The following is a 24,800-nucleotide window of genomic DNA, read 5'->3' as shown; positions in this document are numbered from 1 at the left end:
GCGTCAGTCCTCGTCGGGGAAGGTGACGAGGCGCTCGGCCGACCGGACGGGCGCGGCGGGGGCGTCCTCCAGCGTCTCGAAGAAGCGCCCCGCGATGATGTCGCGGACGACCTCCGTCAGCGTCTCCGTCGACCCCTCCTCGACGTCCGCGAGGATGCCGAGTGGGATCTGCGCGCCAGCCATGTCGGCGTGGCCACCCGCCGAGCCAATCTGGTCGAGCGCGTCGCGCAGGGTCTCTCCGAGGTCCAGATCCGCGCCGCGCGTGCGACCGGAGGCGTACACGACGCCGTCGCGGAAGCCGTACACGAGCGTCGTGTTCACCCCCTCCATGTTGAGCAGGCTGTCGGCCGCCTGCGCGAGCGCGTCGCGGTCGGTGATCTCACCGACGCAAGTGGCCAGCGCCGTCCCACGCTGTTCGCGGTTCTCGATGGCGTCCGCGAGCACGTCCAGCACCGACGCGCTGAGGCTCGGCGTCTCCACCCGGTCGAGCACCGACGTGTCGGCGTACTCGAACAACGAGGCCGCCGCGTCGAAGTCCGCCTCGCTCACCTCGCGGGTGAAGTCCTTCGTGTCGATCCGGATGCCGTACAGCAGCGCCGTCGCCACCTGCCTGTCCGGCGTCAGCCCCAGGCGGTCCATGTACTCCGCCAGCAGCGTCGAGGTGGCGCCCACCCCGTCGCGCAGGTCGATGAACCCCGCGTCGATCGGTTCGCGCGGCGGGTGGTGGTCGACGACGACGACCGGTTCGATGTCCGTCGGGAGGCTGTCGTTGACGCCCGGTCGGGAGTGGTCGACGAGCGCGAACGCCGCGAACTCCTCGCGGGGGTCCACCGCCGGGTCGAGTCGGCGCATCCCGATGTCGAGGAGGTTGACGAGCGCGCGGTTCTCTTGGTGGGAGATGTCGCCGTAGTACACCGCTTCGGCTGCCGTGCCGGCGAAGTTGGCGATCCGGACGAGCGCCACCGCGGCGGCGATGGCGTCGGGGTCGGGGTTGTCGTGGGCGACCACCGCGAGTTTGCCGTCGACCGACCGCAGCGCCCGGACCATCCGGCGGAGGCGGTCGGCGGTCGCCCCCGTCGCCACGTCGAGCACTCGCTCGGCGACCGTTCCGATGGGGTCGACGATCCGGTCGGCGAGCTCGCGAAACGCACGCAGATCCGCCTCGGTGGCGTCCTCCCCGGCGTACGCGACGATCACGGCGTCGGGGAAGCGCTCGCGAGCGCGGTCGGCGGCGGTGAGGTTGTCCGTCGTGGACGGCCCCGCGACGACGACGAGGTCGGCAGTGTCTGGGTAGTTCGTGGGGTCGAGCGGGTCCGCCTCGACGGCGGAGACGTTCTCGTCGCGGAGGGCGGTGGCGCGACCGCTGTCGGCGGTGATCACGTGGAGTTCGCCGGGGTGGTCGGTCAGCTCATCGACCATCTCGTTGCCGACCGATCCACAACCCAGCACCAGCCGACGCATTACACGCAGAGGTCGGTCCCGACCGGGAAAACCCTGCCGTCATCCCGGCACAGCGCCCGTCCGACGAGCGCGGTCGCTCGCTGGTCGGCGATGGAACCAGTCCGCAAAACGGGGTGCCGAGCGCGGCGCGTGCCGGCTACGGCAGGATGGCGGCGGCGGCCGACTGCGCCGTCTCGATGACGGGCGGGAAGCCGGGCAGCAGCAGCACCGTCGCGACGGCGGCGAACACGACCGCGGCGTACAGCGCCGTCGGCGTGCCGCTCAGTTCGAACTCGCTGGTGGCGTCGTCGAGCCACAGCGCCTTCACGACGCGGCTGTAGTAGAACAGCGACAGCGCGCTGTTGACCGCGCCGACGGCGGCGAGCCACCAGAAGCCGGCCTCGACGGCGCCGGCGAACAGGAAGTACTTCGAGAAGAACCCGCCGAACGGGGGCAGCCCCGCCAGCGAGAACATGAACACGGTCATCGCGACGGACGCCAGCGGCGCCTTCGAGGCGAGGCCGGCGTAGTCGTCGAACGTGCGACCGATGCCCCACTGCTCGGCGAGGGCGACGAACAGGAACGCACCCGTGTTCATGAAGCCGTACACGAGCAGGTGCGCCATCGACGCGCCGAGGACGTTGCCGCCGGCGCCGCCGGTGAAGGCGGCGAGGCCGATGAGCGCGTAGCCCGCGTGACCGATGGAGGAGTACGCCAGCATGCGCTTGACCTCCTCTTGCGTGGCGGCGGCGAAGTTCCCGAGCGTCATGGTGACGACTGCGAGCACCTGGAACAGGAGCACCCAGTCGATGCCGATGTCGACCGGGAAGCCGGTGACGAACACGCGGAACGCCACGGCGAACCCGGCGGCCTTCGAGGCCGACGAGAGGAACCCGGAGATGGGCGCGGGTGCGCCCTCGTACGCCTCCGGCGCCCAGAAGTGGAACGGGACGGAGGCGGTCTTGAACGCGAAGCCGCCGGCGACCATCAGGATGCCGACAGCCGCGACGCCCGACAGCCCAGAGAGGTCGCCCGAGAGCGCCTCGTACACGTCCGGCAGCAGGAGGCTCCCGGTCGCGGCGTACACCAGCGAGATGCCGAAGGCGAACACCGCCGACGACAGCGCGCCGATGAGGAAGTACTTCAGCCCCGCCTCGACGCTACCGGAGTCGCGCTTGAGGAACGCGACGAGCGCGTACGACGGCAGCGAGGCGAGTTCGAGCGCGACGAACGCGACGGCCAGCGAGTTGGCCGCCGCCATCAGCGCCATCCCGGTCGCCGCGAACATGACGAGCGCGTAGAACTCCGCCTGGTACGCCCGCTGGCGGAGGTAATCGAAGCTCGCCACCACGACGAGCGCGGTGACGGAGGCGAACAGCGCCTGGAAGAACAGCGCCATGCCGTCCACGACGAGTGCGTCGCCGTAGAGGACGATGGCGCCGTTCGTGCTCGGCTGACCGGTGCCGGCCGAGAGGAACCAGCCCGCGAGGCCGAGCGCGGCCAGCGAGCCGACGGTGGCGACGCCCGCCAGCAGTGCCGGGCGCGTGTCGTTCGGGTCGATACTGTCGAGGACGAGCAGCAGCAGGCCCGTCAGTCCCAGCGCCAGCGCCGGTGCGAGCGCGGTCCACTCGGGGAGTTGGTCGGCCTGCAGGAGCACGGGGTCCATCAGGCACCACCCCCGACGACCGCGACGACCGGTTCGATTGCGTCAGTGATCATGTCGAAGAAGATGTCGGGTGCGACACCGAGCGCGATGGTGCACAGCAGCAGCACCGCCAGCGGCGCCACGTCGTGGAAGGCCGCCCGGTGGACCTCGTAGTCGGAGTCGAGGCGGAACTCCCCGAACAGCGTCCGCTGCATCGCGAACAGGAGGTAGCCCGCCACGATGACGATGCCGAACATCGACGCCGCAGTGAACAGCGGCGCCGACGGAATCACCGTCGAGGCGAACGCCCCCTGGAAGATGAAGTACTCGGCGGCGAAGCCGGCCATGAGCGGGAGGCCCATGTAGCCGAACGCGCCGGCGATGAGGATGCCCGTCGTGATGGGCATCCGGTCGGCCATCCCCGACATGTCGCCCACCATGCGCGTGTGGGTGACGTTGTAGATGACGCCGACCGCCATGAACATCAGCCCCGAAATGAGGCCGTGAGCGACCATCTGGAACGTCGCGCCGCCGATGCCCAGCCCCGTGTACGCCACGAGGCCGAGGATGACGTACCCCATCGACGAGACGGAGGAGTACGCGACGATCCGCTTGAGGTCCTGTTGGGCGAGCGCGAGCATCGCGCCGTAGATGACCGAGATGACGGCGACGGCTGCGATGACCGCAGCCACCAGCGGACGCGTCCCCACGTCCGGCAGCATGGTGAAGTTGAACCGCAGCAGCGCGTACGTCCCCATCTTCAGGAGGACGCCGGCCAGCATCACCGACACCGGGGTCGGTGCCTGAACGTGGGCGTCAGGCAGCCACGTGTGGAACGGGACGACGGGCACCTTCACCGCGAAGCCCGCGAACATGGAGACGAACGCGACGAGCTTCAGCGTCGCCGGGTCGAGCCCGACGAAGCCGGACAGCTCGCCCGCCTGCAACGCCTGTGTGATCTCCGGCAGCCCGAACGAGCCGACGGGGAGGTTGAACACCAGCGCCATGAACCCGATGAACATGACGAGGCTGGCGATGTTCGTGTACACGAAGAACTTGATCGCGGCGTACTTCCGGCGCGGGCCGCCCCACACGCCGATGAGGAAGTACATCGGGACCAAGACGGCCTCCCAGAAGACGAACCACAGGAAGAAGTCGAGCGCGGTGAACACGCCCAGCAGGTTCGCCTCCATGAACAGCATGAGGCCGTAGAACTGCGACTGACGGGTGTCGATGGGCGTCCACGCGGAGACGATGGCCAGCGAGGACAGCACCGTCGAGAGGACGACCAGCGGGAGGCTGATACCGTCGACGCCGACGAACCACTGGAGTTCGTAGCCGGCGACCGACATCCACTCGAGTTGCGTCTGGTAGGCGATGCTCCCGGCCATGAGGGCGTTCCCGCCGGCGTCGAAGCCGGCCCACATGTACAGCGACCCGACGACCGGCAGGAGGCTCAGCGCGAACGCGAGCTTCCCGGCGTACTCGTCGGGCGCCAGCATGACGACCAGCGCGGCGAGGAACGTGAATCCGATGAGTGCTTCGATAATCACAGTAACCACCCCCCGAGAACCCCGAACAGCACAAGCAGGACGGTGAGCCCGAGCGTCACCAGCGCCGCGTAGTTACTCACCACGCCGGTCTGGATGCGCCGGATGCGCCGGCCCGAGAACAGGCTGACGCTGGAGACGGCGTTGACGACGCCGTCGATGACACTCTGGTCGAAGGTGTCGGCGGCGCGGGCCAGCGGGAGGACGACCCGGTTCGCGAGGTACACCTGGTACTCGTCCTGGTAGTAGTTGTCGTACAGCAGGCCCTTGACGGAGCCGAGCTTGTCCGTGTGCTCGACGGGCTCCGGCACCGCGTACAGGCGGTACGCGAGCGCGAGGCCCAGCAGCGCGAGGCCGAGCGACACCGCGGCGCCGAGCAGGACCGTCGTCACCTCGCCGCCGATGTACGCCGACGAGTACGGGTCGATCTCGGCGTAGTGGTGGACGGAGAGATTCGTGAAGCCGCCGTCGAGCCACGAGTGGAGGAAGTCCACGTGCGCGCCCGTGAGGACGGCCACCGGCGCGAGGTTGACGACGCCCGCACCAGCCGCGAGGACGCCCAGCACCGCGAGCGGCCCCTTCACGTTCCAGCGGACCGAAACGGGGTCTTCGGCTTCCTCCGTCCGGGCCTCACCGTGGAAGGTGAGGAACACCATCCGGAACGTGTAGAACGCGGTGACCGGCACCGCGAGCAGCCCGAAGACGTAGCCGAGCAGCAGCAGCGGAGCGCCGTCCAGGCCGTGGATCAGCGTCTCGTAGAGAATCTCGTCTTTCGACCAGAAGCCGGCGAACGGGAAGATGCCCGCGAGCGCCAGCGACCCGGCGAGGAACGAGTAGTAGGTGACGGGCATCTTGTCCTTGAGCCCGCCCATGTCCCACATGTTCTCGTTGTGGTGCATCGCGAGGATGACCGACCCGGCGCCGAGGAACAGCAGCGCCTTGAAGAACGCGTGGGTGAGCAGGTGGAACGTCGCGGCCACGTAGCCGCCCGCGCCGAGCGCGAGCATCATGTAGCCGTACTGCGAGATGGTGGAGTACGCGAGCACCTGCTTGAGTTCGCGCTTGACGATGCCCATCGTGCCGGCGAACAGCGCCGTGAAGCCGCCGACGAGGGCGATGACGCCCAGCGCCGTCGGCGACACCGCGTAGAAGCCGTACATCCGGGCGACGAGGTACACACCGGCGGCGACCATCGTCGCCGCGTGGATGAGCGCGGAGACCGGCGTCGGGCCCTCCATCGCGTCGGGGAGCCACGTGTGCAGCGGGAACTGCGCGGACTTGCCGATCACGCCGCCGAGCACGAGCAGGCCGACGACCGTGAACCACGCCTCCGGGCCGAACCCGAGGAACGTGTTCGCGGTGTACTCGCCGTGGAGCGCCTGCTCGGCCAGCGCCGGGAAGCCCGGCGCGGCCTCGGTGCCGACGAACTGCGCGGTGCCGAACGTCGCGAACACGGCGACGACGCCGACGAGGAAGAAGTAGTCACCGAAGCGGGTGACGAGGAACGCCTTCTTCGCGGCCGACGGCGGGCCGGGCTCGCGGAAGTGGAAGCCGATGAGGAGGTACGAGCACAGCCCCACCAGTTCGAAGAACATGAACGCCATGAGCAGGTTGTCGGCGACGACGAACCCGAGCATGGAGGCCGTGAACAGGCCGAGGCCGGCGTAGTAGCGCGGCAGGCCCGTCTGGCCGTCGTCGTTCATGTACCCCAGCGAGAACACGTGCACGAGCAAGGCGACGAGCGTCACGATGACGAGCATCATCGACGACAGCGGGTCGATGAGCACGCCGAACGTCAGTTCGAGCGCCTCGGTGCCGGGGACCGAGCCCGCGGCCCACGTGTACACGGTCGCGTCGTACACCTCGCCCCCGGCGACAGTCGCCGCCATGGCGATGGAGAGGACGAGCGAACCGGCGGTCGCCGCGATGCCGGGAATCGCCCCGCCCTTCGGGAGCAGGTCACGCCCCGAGAGCGCCGTCCCCACCGCGATCAGGAACGAGAGGAACGGGAGCAGTACGATGGCCGGCGCGAAGTCGAAGATTCCTGCCATAAGTTACCACCTCATCGTCGTCGCTTCCGTCACGTCGATGTCCTTGAAGTTGCGGTACAGCACGAGGATGATCCCGATGCCGACGGCGACCTCCGCGGCGGCCAGCGCCATCGTGAACAGGCCGAACGTCTGGCCCGTCACGTTCCCCCAGTAGTAGGAGAAGGCGACGAGGTTGACGTTCGCGGCGTTGAGCATCAGCTCGACCGACATCAAGAACAGCAGCGCGTTCTTGCGCGTGAGCAGCCCGAACACGCCGATGCAGAACACGGCGGCCGAGAGGACGAGATAGTACTGCGGCGGGACCATCAGTCGTCACCCCCGCGGAGCTTCTCGCGGACCTCGCGTCCGCCGTCGGTCAGCGCCGTGACGACGCTGGCGCCGGTGCCGGTGCGTGCGAGCATCACCGCGCCCGCCAGCGCCGCCACCAGCACGACGTCGATGATCTCGAACGCGACGAGCATCGACTCGCCCGGGACGCTCCCGGCGTCGATGTTGAACATCGCGTAGCCGATGGCGGCGGTGATCGACGCCCCCTCGGGGAAGCCCTGCGCCTCGCCGAAGGAGGCCTGCAGGAACACGATCGCGAGGACGACGAACAGCGCGACCGCAGCCAGCCCCGGCACGAGGTGACCCCCGAGCTTCAGGCGCGGCCGCGACCCGGCGTCGCTCACGCGTCGAACACCTCCATTGCCTCCGGTTCACCCTCCCTGCGCACCAGCATCACGGCGAACGTGATGAGGATCAGGACCCCGCCCACGTAGACGAGGATCTGCATGGCGGCCAGGAACTCCGCCTGCAACATCACGTAGTGCACCGCGACGCTGAGGAGCGCGGCCCCGAGGAGGAGTGCGGAGTGCCACACGTCCTCGACGAGCACCACGCCCAGACTGCTGCCCACGGTGACGAGGGCGAACAGTGCGAACGCGATAGTCTCTACAACCATTACCCGACACTCCCGGCGGAGTCCGTTTGAAGGTTTCGAGAACGGTTTGCGCGTGTGGGTGCGCGTGGGCGAGTCTACGGGTGATCTCGGCCGCACAGTTTTTATAGGGTGGTGCTAGCGGCGGCCTCGCGACACCCGCGATGTCTACACCCGCTGCTCGCGAGTCATCGATCGAAGGGTGGAGAATCTCACGCGCGGGTTACTGGGTCAACCTTGCTGTCGAAGAGGAATTCTCAACAGATGGCGGATGTTGTATGACTGAAATCAACCACCACGATAATGCGCTCGGTTCGCTCATGCATGAGCTCGACGAGACGGGGCTGCTCAACTCCGAGGAGGCTTACGCCTCAACGAGGACCTGGTAGGGAGCAACACTCGTCTCCATGACGCATACGGTGCGGAGGGTGACAACTAAGAACGGGACGGCGACCGAGGGCGGTGCCGTCGGACTACCATCGTCGGTTTTCCCGGGCCCAGCTACATTTATCTTCGCCGACCAGTGTGCATATGAAATCTGAACCTGACGTGGAGAGCATTTCTGGAACCAGACACCCCAGATCGTGAGTAATATCTCAGATACCCACGTACCCAGTGTATGATTGGCGTCGACACAGCTCGGCGAGCGGTTCGGTGGGCAGCAATCACTATCCTTGCCGGCAGCCTTCTGCTCGGTGTGACCGGCGCCGCCGCGACGAGTCAACTCGCACTAGTAACGATCGCGGTTTGTCTTGTCGCTGGCGCATTCCTCCTCGGAGCCCATCTTGGCACCGCCGAGAGGCACTGATGCTCTCGGGGGCGTTCCTGACGATCCTTGCCTACGTCGTCGGCATCTGCTGAACTTCGGGGGTAATAATGCCGCCGCGTTTCTCGTGACAACTATCATTGGGCTGATCGCGAGCGAGACGATGACTAGTCGCCCATGGCGACGCAGCGGAATTTCTGTTCGGAGAGACGTGTGAACCAAAGAAGAAGGTCGCCGAGAAGCTTGGGCAGATGGCAAACGACTAAAGTGGTGCCGGCAACGACACCGCTGGCTCGGCCATCAGTCCGGTACTACCGCTCACGATGCCACTGGACGTAAGCAACGCATTCCACACCAGCAGCTAGTCAATCAGTGCGCGAAGGGTGGAGAACCCGAAGAACGCGGTTACTGGTAGTCGACTTCGCCGTCGCCCTCGCCGATCCACGCCTCGCGGTCCGGCTCGCGCGAGGCAAGCGGGTCGATCCCCTTGTACCAGGGGACGTTCTTCAGCTGCTCTTTGTTGTAGACGAACTCGTCTTTCGTGTCGGCGGTGAACTCGAAGTTCTGCGTCAGCAGGATCGCGTCCACCGGACACACCTCCTCACACAGCCGGCAGTAGATGCACTGCCCGATGTGGAGGTTGTACTGTTCGCCGTTGCGCTGGTCGTCCTGCACGATCTGGATCGTGTCGTTGGGACAGACGTTCTCACACTGGCGGCACCAGATGCACCGCTCCTGGGAGAACTTGTGGACCCCGCGGAACCGCGGGCTCACTTCGGGCGCGACGTCCGGGTACTCGACCGTGAACGTCTTGCCGTCCAGCGCGTGCTTCATCGTCGTCGCCATTCCTTTGAGTAGTCCGATCATAGCGTTTGGAGCACCCCCACGATCACCGCGGTGAGGACGAGGTTCGCGAACGAGAGCACCAGCATGCCCTTCCAGCCGATCTCGATGAACTGGTCGACGCGAAGGCGCGGCACCGCAGAGCGGAGCCACTGCGTGAGCAGGAAGAACGCCCAGATCTTCGCGGTGAACCAGACGATTCCCAGCGCCGCCGGGCCGGGCCCGGCCGGGCCGCCGAGGAACAGCGTCGCCGCGATGGCGCCGCCGAGGAAGATGTGGATGAACTCACCGAGGTAGATGAGCACGAAGTAGACGGAGGAGTACTCCGTCTGGTACCCGGCGACGATCTCGGTCGGCGCCTCCGGGATGTCGAACGGGTTGCGCCCGACCTCCGCGACGTTCGCAACGGTGAACAGCACGAACGCGAACGGGTTGACGAACGCGAACCACTGCGGGATCGCGATCCCGGCGACGCTGATGAACGTCTCCTGCTGGGCGGCGACGATCTGGCTCATCTGGAGCGTCCCCGTGAACAGCACGACGGAGATGCCGGTGACGACCAGCGGGATCTCGTAGGCGATGTTGGACGCGACGGCGCGCAGGCCGCCGAGCAGGCTGTACTTGTTGTTCGACGCGTAGCCCATCATGATCAGGCCCAGCGACGCGATGGACGACGCGGCGAACGCGAACGCCAGCCCCGTCTCGGGGTCGGCCAGGTGGATGCCGCTCCCCATCGGGATGACGGCGAAGCCCAGCAGCGCCGAGAACGGGATGAGGAGCGGGCCGAGGTCCCACGCGGGACGGTCGGCGCCCTCAGGCACGATCAGCTCCTTCGAGAGGAGGCGGACCGCGTCAGCGACGATGACGAACAGGCCGAACGGGCCGATCCGGTTGACCGCGATGCGGTCGGTGAACGCCGCCGTGATCTTCCGTTTCGCCCACGGGCCCGCGAAGGCCGTGTTGATGAGCAGGAAGTTGGCGATGAGGAACGCTCCCAGCAGCGCGGCGATCACGTCCGCCGCGAGGCCGCCGAACGGCAGCAGGTTCGCGATCATGTCCGGCAGCGGCGTCATCGAGGAGCCGGAGCCCTGCAGCAGCGTCGCCCCGGTCATCTGTCCACCTCACCGAGGACGATGTCCAGGCTGCCGAGTGCGGCGATGAGGTCGGGCACGTACTCGCCCTCCGCCATCTCGGGCAGCGTCTGGAGGTTCGAGAAGCACGGTGACCGGATCTTGAAGCGGGCGGGCTTGTCCGTCCCGTCCGCGCGCATGTAGATGCCGAGTTCGCCCTTTGCGCCCTCGACCGCGCGGTAGATCTCGGTGTCGTCGTCCGGCTTCAGCGTGCGCGGCACGTTCGACTGGATGGTGCGGTCCTCCTCGGGCCAGTCTTCGAGCAGGTCGATGCACTGCTCGATGATCTTCGCGGACTCCTCGACCTCGCGGAGACGCACGAGGAGGCGGCTGTAGTTGTCACAGCCGTCCTCGGTGACGACGTCCCAGTCGAGTTCGTCGTAGTAACCGTACGGGTCGTCGCGGCGCAGGTCGAAGTCGATGCCGGAGCCACGGGCGACCGGCCCGGTGGCACCGTACGACTTGGCGACCTCCGGCGGCAGCACACCGGTGTCGATGGTGCGCATCTGGAGGATCTCGTTCGACGAGATGAGGTCGTGGTACTCCTCCAGCGCCTCCGGGAGGTCCTCGAGGAAGTCGCGGGTCTTCTCGAAGAACTCCTCGCGGGGCTCGGGCAGGTCCCAGACGACCCCGCCGAGGCGGAAGTAGTTGAACATCAGCCGCTGACCGGTGAGGTCTTCGAGGATGTTCTGGGCCTTCTCGCGGTCCCGGATCGCGTACATGAAGATGGCGGTGAAGTCGCCGTACACGTCCAGCGCGAACGTCCCGACCGCGAGCATGTGTGCCGCGATGCGGCACAGTTCCGCGCCCATGGTCCGGATGACCTGCGCGTACTCCGGCACATCGATGTCGGCCATGTCCTCGGCCGCACGCGCGTACGCCCACTCGTTGAGCAGGCCCGCCGAGATGTAGTCCCAGCGGTCGGGGTACGGCATGATCTGGTGGCGGTAGGTACCGTTCTGGCAGATCTGCTCCTCACAGCGGTGGAGGTAGCCGATGTCGGACTCCACGTCCGCCACCTGCTCGCCGTCCAGCGTCGTCTTCAGGTGGAGCACACCGTGGGTCGCGGGGTGGTGCGGACCGATGTTGAGGTACATCGTGTCCGTGTCCTGCTCGTCACGGGTGTCCTGGTGGAGCGGGTTCGCGTGCTCGCGCAGCGGGACGACCTGCGGGCGGTCTTGCTCGTAGTCCGCGGCCAGCGGGTGGCCCTGCCACGTCTCGGGCAGGAGGATGCGGCGCAGGTCCGGGTGGTCGTCGTACTCGATGCCGACCAAGTCGTACGCCTCGCGCTCGTGCCAGTCGGCGGTGCGGAACACGGCTTCGCCGGACTGCGAGACGGGGTTCTCGCGGTCGGCGGGGACGACGATAGAGACCTCCTGGGTCGGGTCGTCGTACTTCTTCAGGTGGTAGATGGACTCGTAGCGGTCCTCGTACTCCTGGGCGGTGACACACGAGAGGTGGTCGTAGCCGGCCTCCTCTTTCAGCGTGGAGAGGACGGCCTGCACCTCGTCGGGCCGGACGACGTAGCCCGGCGCGTTCAGGTGCTCCTCGCGGCCGATCACGTGGTCGCCGAGTAGCTCGGCGAGCTCGTCGGCGGACTGTTCCTCGACGGTTGCCGGCACGTCCGGCTCTGGTTCTTCCAGGCTCATGGTTATGGGGAGTCCGCCCAGTTGTAGCGCATGACGAGGTCGTCCTCGTCGATGTCGTCGGCCAACTGCTGGACGATCTCGTCGCGCGAGAGGTCGCCGAACTGCTCCAGTTCGTACGGCTTCACCGTCACCGGCGACGACTCGCCGTTGGCGATGCGCTCCTGGAGCTTCGCGACGCCGTACACCAGCGCCTCGGGGCGCGGCGGGCAGCCGGGGACGTGGATGTCCACCGGGATGACCTCCTCGGCACCCTTGATCACGTTGTACCCCTCCTGGAACGGACCGCCGGAGATGGTACACGAGCCCATGCCGATGACGAACTTCGGCTCGGGCATCTGGTCGTACACGCGCTTCATGCGCGGCGCGAACTTCGAGACGATGGTCCCGGGGACGATGATCACGTCGGCCTGTCGCGGCGACGCGCGCGGCACACCCGCCCCGAAGCGGTCGAGGTCGTGCTTCACGGCGTAGGTGTGCATCATCTCGATACTGCAGCAGGCGATCCCGAACTGCAGCATGAACATCGAGGAGCCCCGCACCCAGTTCATGAACTTGTCGAACTTGGTGAGGATGAACGGCGAGGAGCCGAACGCCTCGCGAAGCTTCGAGTTGAAGCGGTTGTCCTCGCCCGTCATCCGGGCGTCCCGGGTGTCGGTCAGTACCTGGCTGTCGTCCGTGACGAACGGTCTATTGTCGCTACTCATGTCAGGAACGCTCCGTCTTCTGTCTCGCCGCACGCGGGCTGGAGGCCCACTTCACGGCGCCCTGTCGCCACGCCCACACGAGTCCGACGACCAGCACCCCGATGAAGATCAACATCGGGAGCAGAATCGTCGCGAGGCCGACGCCCGACTCCAACGCGGACTGGTAGATCACAGTCCACGGGAAGATCAGAACCGTCTCGATGTCGAACACGACGAACAGCAGCGCAACCATGTAGTACTGGATGTTGAACTGAATGCCCGTCGCCGACCCCGTCGGGATCTCACCGGACTCGTAGGTGGCGCTCTTGCCCTGTTCTGGCACGCTCGGGCGGAGGATCGCGGACACCGCCATCATCCCGAGCGGGATGCCCACGCCCATCACCGCCAACGCGCCGATCGCTATCCATGGATTCATACCGGGTTCTCCGTATCGTACGTCGGTTTGGACCCACCACACATAAGCGCTTCACTTACGCGTGCCCGCGATTTTCGACCGATTCGGGCGGTCTGCTCGGGTATCCCCCGCCCGCCCCGTCTCGTCCTCTCGCGGAGGTCGCGATTCCAGTCGGCGACTGCCGGCCCGAGCGGGCGCTTACGCCCCGTCTCCGTGCGCCTCGCGGAACCCGGCGACGCCGAGGTCGTGGAGGTCGGCGGACACCTCGGCGACGTCGCCGACGAGTCCCTCGTGGTAGTCGACGAGCGCCTCCTCGACGGCGTCGTGTTCGCGGGCGAGGATCTGGGCGGCCGACAGCGCCGCGTTGAACGACTTGCCCGCGTCGACGGCGACGATTGGTGCGCCCGTCGGCATCCCGATCACCGAGTCGACGGACTTCTCCTGCACGGGCACCCCGATCACCGGGATCGGGTACGCGATGCTCGCGGTCATGTTCGGGAGGTCTGCGGACTTGCCACCGGCGCCGGCGATCACCACGTCGAGGCCGCGGTCGGCGGCGGTCTCGCCGTAGGCGTACATGAGGTCGGGGGTGCGGTGGGCGGAGACGACGTACGCCTCGTAGGTGAAGCGCGCCTCGGGCGGGTCGTGGAAGTCGGTCTGCTCGGCGAACCCCAACTCGTCGAGCGCGTCGAACGCGCCCTGCATCGTGTCGAGGTCGGAGTCCGAGCCCATGATCACGCCCACGTCGGGCGTCGTCGCGGGGTCGGCGTCGCTGTTCGCTTCGGATTCGAGGCGGTCGATGAGGTCGGTGACTGTGGTCATGGGTGGTGAGTCGGTGGTCGTCGCGTCACTCGAAGCTGAGGCCGTCGCGCAGGTCGCGGGCGCGGGCGAGCAGGTCGTCGCGGTCGGCGCCGTCGTCGGTCAGCGTGAGGTGGCCCATCTTCCGGAGCGGGCGAGCCTCGTGTTTGCCGTACCAGTGGAGGTTCGCGTTCGGCGCCGCGAGCACGTCGCCGACGCCCGACAGCGACGCCGGTCGCGGGTCGGACACGTCGCCGAGGACGTTGGCCATCACGGTGGGCGAGCGAAGTTCGGCGGTACCGAGCGGCCAGCCGAGGGCCGCGCGGACGTGCTGTTCGAACTGCGAGGTGGTCGCCCCCTCGATGCTCCAGTGCCCGGAGTTGTGGGGACGCGGGGCGACCTCGTTGACGAGGATCTCACCCGCGGTCGTCTCGAACAGTTCCATCGCGAACACGCCGCGCCCGTCGAGCGTCGCCAGCGTGTCGAAGGCGACCTCGCGTGCACGCTCGGTGACGGCGGTCGAACACCGCGCGGGCGCGACCGTCTCGCGGAGAATCTCCTCGCGGTGGACGTTCTCGACGACGGGGAGCGCCCGCTGCTCGTCGTCGCCGCGGACCGCGACCACGGACAACTCGCGCTCGAAGTCGATCAGTTCCTCGGCCATCGCGCCGCCCTCGCCCGCGCCGACCTCGGCGAGTTTCGCCTCGTAGTCGTCGCCCTGCGCGACCGGGAGGTTGCCGCGCCCGTCGTAGCCGCCGGTTCGAGCCTTCAGCATACAGCCGTCGAATTGGTCGACGGCGTCGGCCAGGTCCGCGGCGTCGTCGACGGCGACGAACTCGGGGACGGGGACCCCCGCGTCGGCGAACGTCCGCTTCTGGACGAGTTTGTCCTGGATGGTGCGCAGTGCCGTCGGCGAGGGGTTCACGGGGACGTCGAACTCCTCGCTCACCGCCTCCAGCACGTCCGGGTCGGCGAGTTCGATCTCGAGGGTGAGGGCGTCTGCCCGCTCGGCGAGCGCGCGGACGCCGTCGGGGTCGTCGAACGACCCCTCGATCTGCTCGGCGACGCGCGAGGCGGGGCAGTCGGGGGTCGGGTCGAGGACGACCACGTCGACACCCAAGGGCGAGGCGGCCTCGGCGAGCATCCGACCGAGTTGCCCGCCGCCGACGACGCCCAGCGTCGGGCCGGGACAGGTGGGGTTCACGGACGCGGCTTCGGCAGGTCCGCGCATAAACCTTGGTGGAACGAGCCGAGAGTATGCACGTCTCTGCCTATTCGGCAGTCAGATCGGCGCCGGTGCGAGCGGGCCGGTCGAACCGTCGGTGGCGACCGATGGGCGGGTGCCCGGTGCAGTTGACTGGCCGGCGTCAACCGACGCCGACGCCGGTGCAGATGAGGACGCGGACGCCTCCGCGGCCCCGGGGTCGGTCGCTGCCGCGAGCGCCTCCTCGTCGATGAACACGACGATGTGCTCGGTCCACAGCCGGAAGTCGTACTCGCGGGCGCTGTAGCCGTCGAGCATGGCACCGACCTCGTCGGCGTCCTGCGGCTTGGCGAACACGATCGGCGGCATCTCATCGGGTGCGGGGAGGCCGTCGAACCGAGCGCTCGGCGGCGTCGAGGTGACGGTCGCGTTCGCGCGTTCGAGGTACCACGGTGTCGGGAGCCGCGAGTGCCAACTCGGCCCGCCGGGGGGCATCCGGTCGACACTCGCCTCGTCGGAGACGTACAGCCGCGTCCCCCGGCCGGTGTCGCTGCCGACCCACAGCACGTCGACGCCCTCGTTGTCGCGGGCGACCGCCGCGGCGTCGGTGAGCGCCTCCTTGTAGGCGTTCTCCGGTTGGGCCCACTGGAGCACCTGCTTGTCCTCGATGGACGCGGAGTTCCAGTAGTCCACGTTGGGGGCGACGACGCCACCGACGGCGGCGAACACGACCAGCCCCGCGAGCGCCGCCGTCGCCGTGTCGCCCACCGTCAGCGACCCCCGAAGCGAGTCGACGACGTGTCCCAGTCCGACCGCCGCCGGAATCGACAGCGGGAGCACGATGTGGACCGCCGCCCACGGCGCCTTGATGTCGGTCGCGACGGGGTAGCCGACCAGCGACGCCAGCCCCCAGTACGTCGCGAACGCGACGAGCGCGCGCGTGCCGCGGGACTCGCCGTAGCCGTCGGCGAGGAAGCCGACGACCGCCAGGACGACGAGCACGCCCGACCCGTACGCCATCGACTCGGCGATGTCCCACAGGTACGGGACGTACGGGTGCCCGGAGTGGGTGCCCGACGCCCACGTCCCCCAGAACTTCTCGCCGGCGCCCCACGTCGCCTCGTACCAGACCGTGCCGAGCGTCGGCGCGGGACCCGACCCCGCGGGCACCGAGGCGACGCCGAGCGCCTGCCACAGGTCCGGGCGGGGCGCGTAGAAGAACGACGTGACCGCGAGGAACGTCGCCGCGACGCCGACGGCGCCGAGTGGGATCCAGATGGCGAGGTGGCCGAGGTAGCCCACCTCGGGCGCGTACGGCGCGTCCGGGTCGCGCTCGCGGAGGCGGCGCTCGATCGTTCGGCGCGTCCGCGAGCCGTCGGTCCAGTCGTCAAGGAAGTGCCCCAGCGCGACCACCTCCCCGACCAGCGCGTCGAGCAGCGACCCCGAGGTGCGGGCCGTCCGCAGCACGCGATGGTCGAGGAGGAGGAAGCCGGCGCCGAGGAAGCAGGCGAGGTACACCAGCGCGTTCTCCTTGGCGGTGAAGCCGAGGCCGAGCAGCGCCGCCGACCCGAACAGCGGGAGCGTCCGGCGGGTGTCGACCGCGTACACGGCGAAGGCGAACGCGGCGACGCAGAACGACCCGACGAGCACGTCGCCGCGCATGAACCGGCCGTAGTAGACGAGCAACGGGTCGACCGACAGCAGCAGCGCGAGCGCGACGACTTCGCGGTCGCGCAGGTGGCGTCGCAACAGCAGCGCCGACAGCGGGAGCAGGCCGCCCACGATTGCGACCGGGAGCCGTGCCGAGAAGTCGGTGGCGCCGAGCACGTCGAACAGCACGTTGTTCACGACCGGGAGGAACGGTCCGTGGATGATCGGGCGGTAGAAGAACTCCCCGTTGGCGTCGAACCGGAGGATCCAGTAGCCGACGCGCCCCTCGTCCCAGTGGAAGACCCGTGCGCCCAGTTGAACCGTGCGGAGGAGGAGGGAGCCGACGACGATGGCGACGACGGCGGCGACCGTCGGGTCGCCGACGCGCTCCTCCAGTCGGTCGACGATGCCCGCGCCGGTCGACGTGTCGGTCGCGGGCGACGGCTCGGGGGCGTCGCTCGCGGCGGAGGCGGCGGACTGCTCGGCGGCCGAGGAGGAGTCGGCGTCGTCCGCGTCCGCGGGCCCGTCGGGGGCGGGGTCCGACCCGCCGGCGGGGTCACTCATTGGCGAGCGGTCGCACGCCGCCGGTAACAACTCTTGTGATCCCTGGTGTGTCGCGCGTCGGTAGGCGCCAGCGGCACGCCCACGGCGACGCCGCGGCGGCACAGTTCGGTGCGTCGACGACCCGAGCCGAGGTGGACACATCGGCCCCGAACGGTACGCATTTGGGCGGGCCGACCGTCGGCCCGCGTAATGACCGAGACGACACTCGGGCTGGTGGTCGCGCGCTACTACGCGTCCATCGCCGAGGCCATGGAAGAGTCTGCACGCGCGACCGTCGCCGACCGCGGCGCGACCGTCGCCGAGACCGTCGACGTACCCGGCGCGTACGACGCGCCGCTGGCGGCCGACCGCCTCGCCCGCCGCGAGGACATCGACGCCGTCGCCGTCGTCGGCACCATCGTCAGCGGGGACACCGACCACGACCAGGTGATCGGGCAGGCAGTCGCGACGAAACTCGCCGACGTGAGCCTCGACCGCGACACGCCGGTCACGTTCGGCATCTCCGGTCCCGGCCAGTCGGGCGCGGAGGCTCGCGAGCGTGCAGAGAAGGGCGCCGAGGCCGCGGGGGCGGCCCTGGACTTGGCCGAGGGGCTCCCGGAGCCGGAGGTGGCCGCGTGAGCGACTTCGCCTACGACTTCGCCGAGCGCGTCGGTCGCGTTGAGCCGTCGGCGACCCTTGCCATCTCGAACGCAGCCAGCGAGTTGGAGGCGGAGGGACACGACGTGGTCGACCTGTCGGTCGGCGCGCCCGACTTCCCCACCCCGGAGAACGTCACCGAGGCCGGCAAGGCCGCGATGGACGCCGGCCACACGGGGTACACCTCCTCGAACGGCGTCCCCGAACTGAAGGAGGCCATCGCCGAGAAGCTCCGCGCCGACGACATCGACGCCGACGCCGACGAGATCATCGTCACGCCCGGCGCCAAGCAGGCGCTGTACGAGACGGTCCAGACGCTCGTCGACGACGGCGACGAGGTTGTCCTGCTCGACCCCGCGTGGGTGTCCTACGAGGCGATGGTGAAGCTCGCCGGCGGCGACCTCACCCGCGTCGACATCTCTCCGTACGGCTTCTCGCTGGAAGACGGCCTCGACGACCTCGCCGACGCCGTCTCCGACGAGACGGAACTGCTCGTGGTGAACTCCCCGTCGAACCCGACGGGCGCCGTCTACTCCGACGCCGCGCTGGAAGGGGTGCGCGACCTGGCCGTCGAGCACGACTTCGCCGTCATCTCCGACGAAATCTACGACGAGATCGTGTACGGCGTCGAGCAGACCAGCCTCGCCAGCCTCGACGGGATGGCCGAGCGCACGGTCACGATCAACGGCTTCTCGAAGGCGTACTCGATGACCGGGTGGCGCCTCGGCTACCTGCACGCGAAGGGCGACCTGATCTCGCAGGCGGGGAAGCTCCACAGTCACTCTGTCTCGTGTGCGACGAACTTCGTCCAGCGTGCGGGCGTCGAGGCGCTGCGCAACACCGAGGAGGCCGTCGAGGAGATGCGCGCCGCCTTCGAGTCCCGCCGCGATATGCTCGTCGACCTGTTCGCAGACCACGGCGTCGACGTGACCGTCCCCGACGGCGCGTTCTACATGATGATCCCCGTCGCCGACGACGACGCCGCCTGGGCCGAGGAGGCGATCCAGGAGGCGCACGTCGCGACGGTCCCGGGCTCGGCGTTCGGCGCGGACGGGTTCGTCCGGATCAGCTACGCCGCCAGCGAAGAGCGCCTGAAAGAGGGGATGCAGCGCCTGTTCGACGCGGACCTGCTCTGAACCGGAGCGCCCCCGACTTCTCAGTCCCGTAACGCCTCGACCGGGCGCTCGTTGGCGGCCTTCCACGCGGGGTACAGTCCGCTGAGCAGGCTCGTCACCACACCAAAGACCACCGCGAGCGCGAGGTACAGCAGGTTCGTGACCGTGAACGCAGCGAGCGGGTCGCCGAGCGCGAACGACGCGAGCGCGACACCCACCCCTGCCGACACGGCGGCGCCGACGAGCCCCCCGACGAGGCCGAGCATCGCCGCCTCGACGAGGATAATCGCCATCACGTCGCGCTTGTACACGCCGACGGCGCGGAACACGCCGATCTCCTCGCGCCGTTCGACGGTGCTCATCAGCATGACGTTCAGGATAGAGACGCCCGCGACGACCAGCGAGATGCCGCCGATGGCGACGAGGAACGTCCGGATCACCGAGAGGAACGACGTGATCTGGTCGACGATGCTCGACAACTCGAACACGGAGACGCGCGGTTCGCGCTCGTTCAACTCCGCGCGGATCGCCACCGCCGTCTCGTTGGCGGCGGTGCCCGACTCGGCCTTCACGATGACCTGCCCGTAGCCGTCGCCGTCGACGGCGTCGTTCGGAAGGAACACCGCCTGGTCGACGCCGAGTGGGTCGAATCCGCCGCCCTGCGACTCCAAGACAGCGACCACACGGTAGGAGTCGCCGTCGACGCTGAGGGAGTTGCCCGGTTCGATGTCGAAGCGGTCGGCGACGCCGCTCCCGACGACCGCCCCGCGTCTGAGTCGGTCGGGGATCCGGCCCTCAGCTGATGGATACACCGCTCCCACTCCCGAGGCGGCGTAGGCGGTGACGACCGTCTGGTCGCGACCAACCGACACCACCGCGCGCTTTGAGCGGACGGGGACGACCGCCGCGTCGGTGGCGACGCGCTCGATGCGCTCGACGTCGCGCTCGGTCAACTCGGTGACCCCCTCGTCGAACGCGGGGTTGACGACGAGTTGGTCGCCGATGCCCGCGAACGACGAGGTGAACGCCGTCTGGAGGGTGGTGCCGGCCAGCCCCAGCGACGCGATGGCGACGACGCCGATGACGATGCCGAGCACCGCCAGCGCCGAGCGCAGGCGGTTGCGCGAGACGTTGCGGCGGGCGACGAGCGCGGCGGGGAACCGGCGGTACAGCGACCCGATCCGGTCGTCGACCGACGCCGGGAGTCGGCTCACGGCTCGTCACCTCGGTCGGCGGGGGTCGACTCGTCGTCGCCCGACTCGTCGTCACCCGACTCGTCGTCGCCGGCCTCGTCGTCGCCTGCCTCCTGGTCGTTCGGGTCGACGCGGCCGCTCGCCCGGGCGGTCGCGATGTCGTCGACGACGACGCCGTCGACGAGGTTGACGACGCGGTCGGCGTACTCGGTCACGAGGTCGTCGTGGGTGACGGCGACGATGGCGACGCGCTCCTCGTCTTTGATCCGCGTGAACTCCTCCAGCACGCTCCGGCTCGTCTCGGTGTCGAGGTTCCCCGTCGGCTCGTCGGCGAGCACCACCTGCGGGCTGTTGACGAGCGAGCGGGCGACGGCGACGCGCTGCTGTTGCCCGCCGGACAGTTCGGTGGGTCGGTGGTCGAGTCGGTCGCCGAGGCCGAGCGTCCGCAGGAGGTCGGCGGCGCGCTCGCGACCGTCGCCCGGCGTGAACAGCGTCGGCATCTCGACGTTCTCGACCGCCGACAGCGACGGGATCAGGTAGAAGTCCTGGAACACGAAGCCGATGTACTTGCGCCGCTGGTCGGTGCGCTCGCGGTCGGACAGCCCCGACACCCGCTCGCCAGCGAGGCGGACCTCGCCGCTCGTCGGCTCGTCCAGCAGGCCGAGCACGTTCAGCATCGTCGACTTCCCGGAGCCGGAGGGGCCCATCACCGCGATGAACTCGCCCGGGTGCGCGACGAAGTCCACGTCGTCGAGCGCGCGGACGACGCCAGCGCCGGAGTCGTACTCCTTGGTGACGCCGTCGAGTTCGACCGCCGGTCGCGACCGACGGGTGGCGGCGTCGGCGTCTTCGGCGTCGGCTGGATCGGCTGAGTCGGCTGGGTCGGCACTCATCTGCCGCTGTTGCGGACGGCGTACCCCATCAGCGCCAACACCCCGACGGCGACGACGACACCCAACCCGAGGATCAGTGGGTCGACCGGTTGGCCGCCGGCGTCGTCGGCGGAGTCCGCGGGGTCGTCGAGATCCATCGGCACGTTCGTCACCTCGGTCCGGCGCTCGCCGTCGACGATGTAGCTCACCTCGACGGGGATGGCGCTGACGTTTGCGTCGACGCTCGCGTACAGGTCGAACGAGACGAAGTCGCTCGCGGGCACCCGCCCGACGAAGAACTCGCGGTACGGGCGCGCCGGGTCGACGCCCTCGGCGGGGAGCACGCGGACGAGGACCCCTTCGGCGGCGCTGAGGCCGACGTTGCTGGCGCTCCCGGACACGTGGACGGCGCCGCCCTCGCGCTCCAAGTCGACACCGGTCAACTCGATGGCGCCGGGGTTGGCCGCGTAGTCGACGGTCGTCGCGGCGGTGCCGCTCGTGCCCGCGGTCGTGTACCGCGCGACGACCTCGACCGCGGCGTCGTCGCGGCTCGAGAGGTTCAGCGTCGCCTCGCTGGCGCCCTCGGGAGCCACGTCGGCGACGGACTCGCGGGCGACCACCTCGCCGTCGACGCGCGCGACGAGCGTCACGTCGGTCAGGGGGGCGTTGCCGAAGTTCGCCACCTCCGCGTCGACCGCGGGCCGCGCGTCGCCGGTCACGCGCGCGGTCACGGCCACGTCTTCGCGGAGGTCGGTCGGCGACACCGGGAGGCGCTGGGTGACGACGCGGTGTTCACCGTTCGTAGTGGTGTAGCGGACGACTGCCTCCAGCGACGTCTCGCCGGCTGTCGTCGGCGTCACCGGGAACGCGAACGTCTGCTGGGTGCCGGCGTCGAGCGCGGTGACCACGCGCCGCGGTCGGTCGACGTCGACGCCCTCGCCGCGCAGCGTCACCTCGACGTTGTTGACGGCCTCCGACTCGCCGTTGGAGACGGTGACGTTCACCGCCGACTCGACGCCCTCGGTGAGGTCGCCACTCTCGACGAGCACCTGCGGGCCGCCGTTGCGGACGGTGAGCGTGATCGGGAACCGACGTTGGACCGGTTCGTTGTTGATCTGGCCGTAGACGACGACGCGGAGGTTCTTCACGCCGGGGTCGTCGAAGCGGTACGTCAGCGGGATCGTCATCGAGCCACCCTCGATGAGCGTGCCGAGGTACTCGACGCGAGTGAGTTCGTCGAACGGCTCGTACGTCCGCAGCGCCACCGCGTCTATCTCGTAGTCTGCGTTCCCGGTGTTCTCGACGGTCACGTCGAAGCGGACGGCCTCACCGGGGGCGGGCGCCGACGGCGTCACCTGAACGTCGGCCACCGAGACGCCCGCGGCGGCGACGATACCGGCACTACCCGCGGCGGAGGTGACGAGCAGCGCCGCGAGGAGGAGCCGGAAGCGGGTGTGAGTCATCGTGACGGCACAGTCACACCAACAGACCGTAAGTGTGTGCAAGCGGACACCGCGTCTTCGGTCGGTGTGCCCGAGTCGACCCGCGCGCACCTTTACGTACGAGGACGACCCACACCGTCCAAGCGAATGCGTGTCGACGCCCTCCCGTTGGCTTCCGAGTTCGTCGAGCACTTCGCCGCCGAGGGGATCGAAGAACTGTACCCCCCGCAGGCGGCGGCCGTCGAGGCGGGCGTCTGCGAGGGCGGCAACGTCGTCGCCGCGGTGCCGACGGCCTCCGGCAAGACGTTCGTCGCCGAACTCGCCCTCCTCACCGCCGACGGCCCGGGGCTGTACGTCTGTCCGCTACGGGCGCTCGCCCGCGAGAAGTTCGAGGAGTTCGACCGCCTCCCCGGCGTCGACGCTGGCATCTCCACGGGCGACTTCGACTCGGCGGCGGCGGATCTGGCGGGCAAAGACATCGTCGTCGCCACCAGCGAGAAGGTGGACTCGGCGATCAGAAACGGCGCCGAGTGGGTCGACGACCTCGCGTGCGTCGTCGTCGACGAGGTCCACCTGCTCGGTGCCGCGGGTCGCGGCCCCACCCTCGAAGTGACGCTCGCGACCCTCAGACGCCGGGCACCGGACGTACAGATCGTCGCGCTGTCGGCGACCGTCGACAACCCCGAGGACATCGCCGAGTGGCTCGACGCCGAACTCGTCGAGTCGACGTGGCGCCCGGTCGACCTCCGCGTCGGCGTCCACGCCGACGGCTCGGTCCGGTTCGACGACGGCACCGACGCGGCCGTCCCGGTCGACACGGCAGACCCCGCGACGAACCCCGACACGGAGGTGACGGCCGAACTCGTCCGAGGCGCCGTCGCGGACGGCGGGCAGGCGCTCGCGTTCGTCCGGTCGCGCCGGGAGGCGGAGGCACTGGCCGAGCGGCTGACCGACGAGCGCCTCCCGAGCGTCGTCGACGCCGCGGGCGCGTCGGATTCCGGAGACGGAGCGGACGGGCCGGACGCGGCGGACGCGACTCACGAGCGGGGCGAGGACGCGGGGATGGACGCCGCGGCGGTCGCCGAGGAGATTCGCGAGGCCGGCGGCACCGAGACGGGCGACCGACTCGCCGAGGCAGCCGCGTGGGGCGTCGCGTTCCACCACGCCGGCCTCTCGTCTGACCACCGCGCGCTCGTCGAGCGGGCGTTCCGCGAGCGCCGCCTGTCTGTCATCTGCGCGACGCCGACGCTGGCCGCCGGCGTCAACGTCCCCGCGCGGCGGGTCGTCGTCCGCGACCAGCAGCGCTACGCGGGGTCGGGCTACGAGTGGCTCCCGGTGCTGGAGGTCCACCAGATGTGCGGGCGGGCGGGGCGACCCCACCTCGATCCGTACGGCGAGGCGGTGCTCGTCGCCGGCGACGAGGCCGGTCGCACGGAACTGTGGGACCGCTACGTCACCGCCGACGCCGAGGCCGTCGAGTCGAAACTGCGCGACCCGGCGGCGCTGCGCACCCACACGCTCGCGCTCGTCGCCACGGGGTTTGCGGCCTCGCAGGCGGACGTGCTCGACGCGTTCGCGGGGACGTTCTACGCCTCGCGCACGCCGAACCCGGACCTCGGGGGCGACGTGGGCGACGCCATCGCGAGCCTCATCGACGACGACCTGCTGGCGGCGACCGGCGACGGCGGCATCGAAGCCACAGCCCTCGGCGAGCAGGTGTCGCGACAGTACGTCACGCCCGACACGGGCGTCGAACTCCTCGCGGCGCTCCGGACGGTCGCGACGATGGCGCCCGAGCACGTCACGGAACTCACCGCGTTCGAGGTGATCTGCGACACGCCGGACATGGTCGACACCTACCTCGGCAACGCCGAACGCGCCGAAATCTACCAGTTCGCCCGGTCACACGCGGCGGAGTTGACGACCGGGATGACCGAGGCCGACGACTTCGAGGGGTGGCTGGAGTCGGTGAAGACCGCTCGCATCCTCACCGAGTGGGTCGACGGCGCGAGCGTCGAGGAGTTGGTGGAGTCGTACCGGATCGGCCCCGGCGACCTCGAGTCGCGGATCGAGCGCGCCGAGTGGCTGCTCGGCGCGGCCGACGCGCTCGCGGAGGTACTCGGCGTCGAGATGCCGGCGTTGGCGTCGGCGCGCGCGAAGTTGTGAGGAGGTGCCCGGCCGGCGCCCACTGTCGGGGGGAGCCGCGGAACCGTGTCTGGACGCCCAGTTCGCCGA

At 69.2% G+C, this 24,800-nt stretch carries 21 protein-coding genes; 3 read left to right on the top strand and 18 right to left on the bottom strand.

The window, feature by feature from the left end:
• Positions 1-3: 3 nt before the first annotated feature.
• From P0R32_RS05305 to P0R32_RS05235, 15 genes are all read right to left on the bottom strand, one after another.
• The gene (locus tag P0R32_RS05305) at positions 4-1,461 is read right to left on the bottom strand and encodes a DHH family phosphoesterase (RefSeq protein WP_276238912.1); all 1,458 of its coding nucleotides are present in this window, start codon (positions 1,459-1,461) and stop codon (positions 4-6) included.
• Positions 1,462-1,597: 136 nt separating this feature from the next.
• Positions 1,598-3,106 (bottom strand): NADH-quinone oxidoreductase subunit N, encoded by a 1,509-nt coding sequence (locus tag P0R32_RS05300; RefSeq protein ID WP_276238911.1) that lies wholly within the window; start codon positions 3,104-3,106, stop codon positions 1,598-1,600.
• Positions 3,106-4,638 (bottom strand): complex I subunit 4 family protein, encoded by a 1,533-nt coding sequence (locus P0R32_RS05295; protein ID WP_276238910.1) that lies wholly within the window; start codon positions 4,636-4,638, stop codon positions 3,106-3,108. The genes P0R32_RS05300 and P0R32_RS05295 overlap by 1 nt, the downstream gene beginning before the upstream one ends.
• Entirely contained in the window at positions 4,635-6,686 is a 2,052-nt protein-coding gene (gene nuoL / locus P0R32_RS05290; protein ID WP_276238909.1) for an NADH-quinone oxidoreductase subunit L, read from the bottom strand. Before nuoL ends, P0R32_RS05295 begins: the two co-directional genes overlap by 4 nt.
• Before the next feature lie 3 nt (positions 6,687-6,689).
• Positions 6,690-6,992, bottom strand: coding sequence for an NADH-quinone oxidoreductase subunit NuoK (gene nuoK, locus P0R32_RS05285; protein ID WP_276238908.1), 303 nt, complete (start codon positions 6,990-6,992; stop codon positions 6,690-6,692).
• Positions 6,992-7,357, bottom strand: a complete 366-nt coding sequence (locus tag P0R32_RS05280) for a proton-conducting membrane transporter (protein ID WP_276238907.1) — start codon at positions 7,355-7,357, stop codon at positions 6,992-6,994. Before P0R32_RS05280 ends, nuoK begins: the two co-directional genes overlap by 1 nt.
• On the bottom strand, positions 7,354-7,629 hold the full coding sequence (locus P0R32_RS05275) for an NADH-quinone oxidoreductase subunit J (RefSeq protein ID WP_276238906.1): 276 nt from the start codon (positions 7,627-7,629) through the stop codon (positions 7,354-7,356). The genes P0R32_RS05280 and P0R32_RS05275 overlap by 4 nt, the downstream gene beginning before the upstream one ends.
• Positions 7,630-8,776: 1,147 nt before the next feature.
• A complete protein-coding gene (locus P0R32_RS05270; RefSeq protein ID WP_276238905.1) occupies positions 8,777-9,238 on the bottom strand; it encodes a NuoI/complex I 23 kDa subunit family protein in 462 nt (153 codons plus the stop codon).
• Positions 9,235-10,287 carry a complex I subunit 1/NuoH family protein gene (locus P0R32_RS05265; RefSeq protein WP_390218964.1) on the bottom strand — a complete coding sequence of 351 codons (1,053 nt, stop codon included), beginning with the start codon at positions 10,285-10,287 and terminating at the stop codon, positions 9,235-9,237. Before P0R32_RS05265 ends, P0R32_RS05270 begins: the two co-directional genes overlap by 4 nt.
• Before the next feature lie 35 nt (positions 10,288-10,322).
• On the bottom strand, positions 10,323-11,993 hold the full coding sequence (locus P0R32_RS05260; protein ID WP_276238903.1) for an NADH-quinone oxidoreductase subunit D: 1,671 nt from the start codon (positions 11,991-11,993) through the stop codon (positions 10,323-10,325).
• A 2-nt stretch (positions 11,994-11,995) separates the two neighbouring features.
• Positions 11,996-12,697, bottom strand: coding sequence for an NADH-quinone oxidoreductase subunit B (locus P0R32_RS05255; RefSeq protein ID WP_276238902.1), 702 nt, complete (start codon positions 12,695-12,697; stop codon positions 11,996-11,998).
• Position 12,698: 1 nt separating this feature from the next.
• On the bottom strand, positions 12,699-13,112 hold the full coding sequence (locus P0R32_RS05250) for an NADH-quinone oxidoreductase subunit A (RefSeq protein WP_276238901.1): 414 nt from the start codon (positions 13,110-13,112) through the stop codon (positions 12,699-12,701).
• Between the two features lie 177 nt (positions 13,113-13,289).
• Positions 13,290-13,913, bottom strand: a complete 624-nt coding sequence (gene purE / locus P0R32_RS05245) for a 5-(carboxyamino)imidazole ribonucleotide mutase (protein WP_276238900.1) — start codon at positions 13,911-13,913, stop codon at positions 13,290-13,292.
• A 25-nt stretch (positions 13,914-13,938) separates the two neighbouring features.
• A complete protein-coding gene (locus P0R32_RS05240) occupies positions 13,939-15,093 on the bottom strand; it encodes a 5-(carboxyamino)imidazole ribonucleotide synthase (protein ID WP_276238899.1) in 1,155 nt (384 codons plus the stop codon).
• 78 nt (positions 15,094-15,171) lie between these two features.
• Entirely contained in the window at positions 15,172-17,307 is a 2,136-nt protein-coding gene (locus P0R32_RS05235; RefSeq protein ID WP_276238898.1) for a flippase activity-associated protein Agl23, read from the bottom strand.
• Between the two features lie 189 nt (positions 17,308-17,496).
• Between P0R32_RS05235 and ribH the strand changes: the two genes are divergently transcribed.
• Entirely contained in the window at positions 17,497-17,925 is a 429-nt protein-coding gene (gene ribH / locus P0R32_RS05230; RefSeq protein ID WP_276238897.1) for a 6,7-dimethyl-8-ribityllumazine synthase, read from the top strand.
• Entirely contained in the window at positions 17,922-19,079 is a 1,158-nt protein-coding gene (locus tag P0R32_RS05225; RefSeq protein ID WP_276238896.1) for a pyridoxal phosphate-dependent aminotransferase, read from the top strand. The genes ribH and P0R32_RS05225 overlap by 4 nt, the downstream gene beginning before the upstream one ends.
• 20 nt (positions 19,080-19,099) lie before the next feature.
• On the opposite strand, the gene P0R32_RS05220 is transcribed toward P0R32_RS05225, so the two are convergent.
• From P0R32_RS05220 to P0R32_RS05210, 3 genes are read right to left on the bottom strand one after another with little or no spacing between them, the layout of a single operon-like run.
• Positions 19,100-20,272 carry an ABC transporter permease gene (locus P0R32_RS05220; RefSeq protein WP_276238895.1) on the bottom strand — a complete coding sequence of 391 codons (1,173 nt, stop codon included), beginning with the start codon at positions 20,270-20,272 and terminating at the stop codon, positions 19,100-19,102.
• Entirely contained in the window at positions 20,269-21,144 is an 876-nt protein-coding gene (locus P0R32_RS05215; protein WP_276238894.1) for an ABC transporter ATP-binding protein, read from the bottom strand. The genes P0R32_RS05220 and P0R32_RS05215 overlap by 4 nt, the downstream gene beginning before the upstream one ends.
• Positions 21,141-22,586, bottom strand: coding sequence for a COG1361 family protein (locus tag P0R32_RS05210; protein ID WP_276238893.1), 1,446 nt, complete (start codon positions 22,584-22,586; stop codon positions 21,141-21,143). Before P0R32_RS05210 ends, P0R32_RS05215 begins: the two co-directional genes overlap by 4 nt.
• 126 nt (positions 22,587-22,712) lie before the next feature.
• On the opposite strand from P0R32_RS05210, the gene P0R32_RS05205 reads away from it, so the two are divergent.
• Entirely contained in the window at positions 22,713-24,731 is a 2,019-nt protein-coding gene (locus P0R32_RS05205) for a DEAD/DEAH box helicase (protein WP_276238892.1), read from the top strand.
• Positions 24,732-24,800 lie beyond the last annotated feature (69 nt).

The organism is Halobaculum marinum, assembly GCF_029338555.1.
GTDB classification, from domain to species: domain Archaea; phylum Halobacteriota; class Halobacteria; order Halobacteriales; family Haloferacaceae; genus Halobaculum; species Halobaculum marinum.
This window is presented reverse-complemented; position numbering and strand designations above follow the sequence as displayed.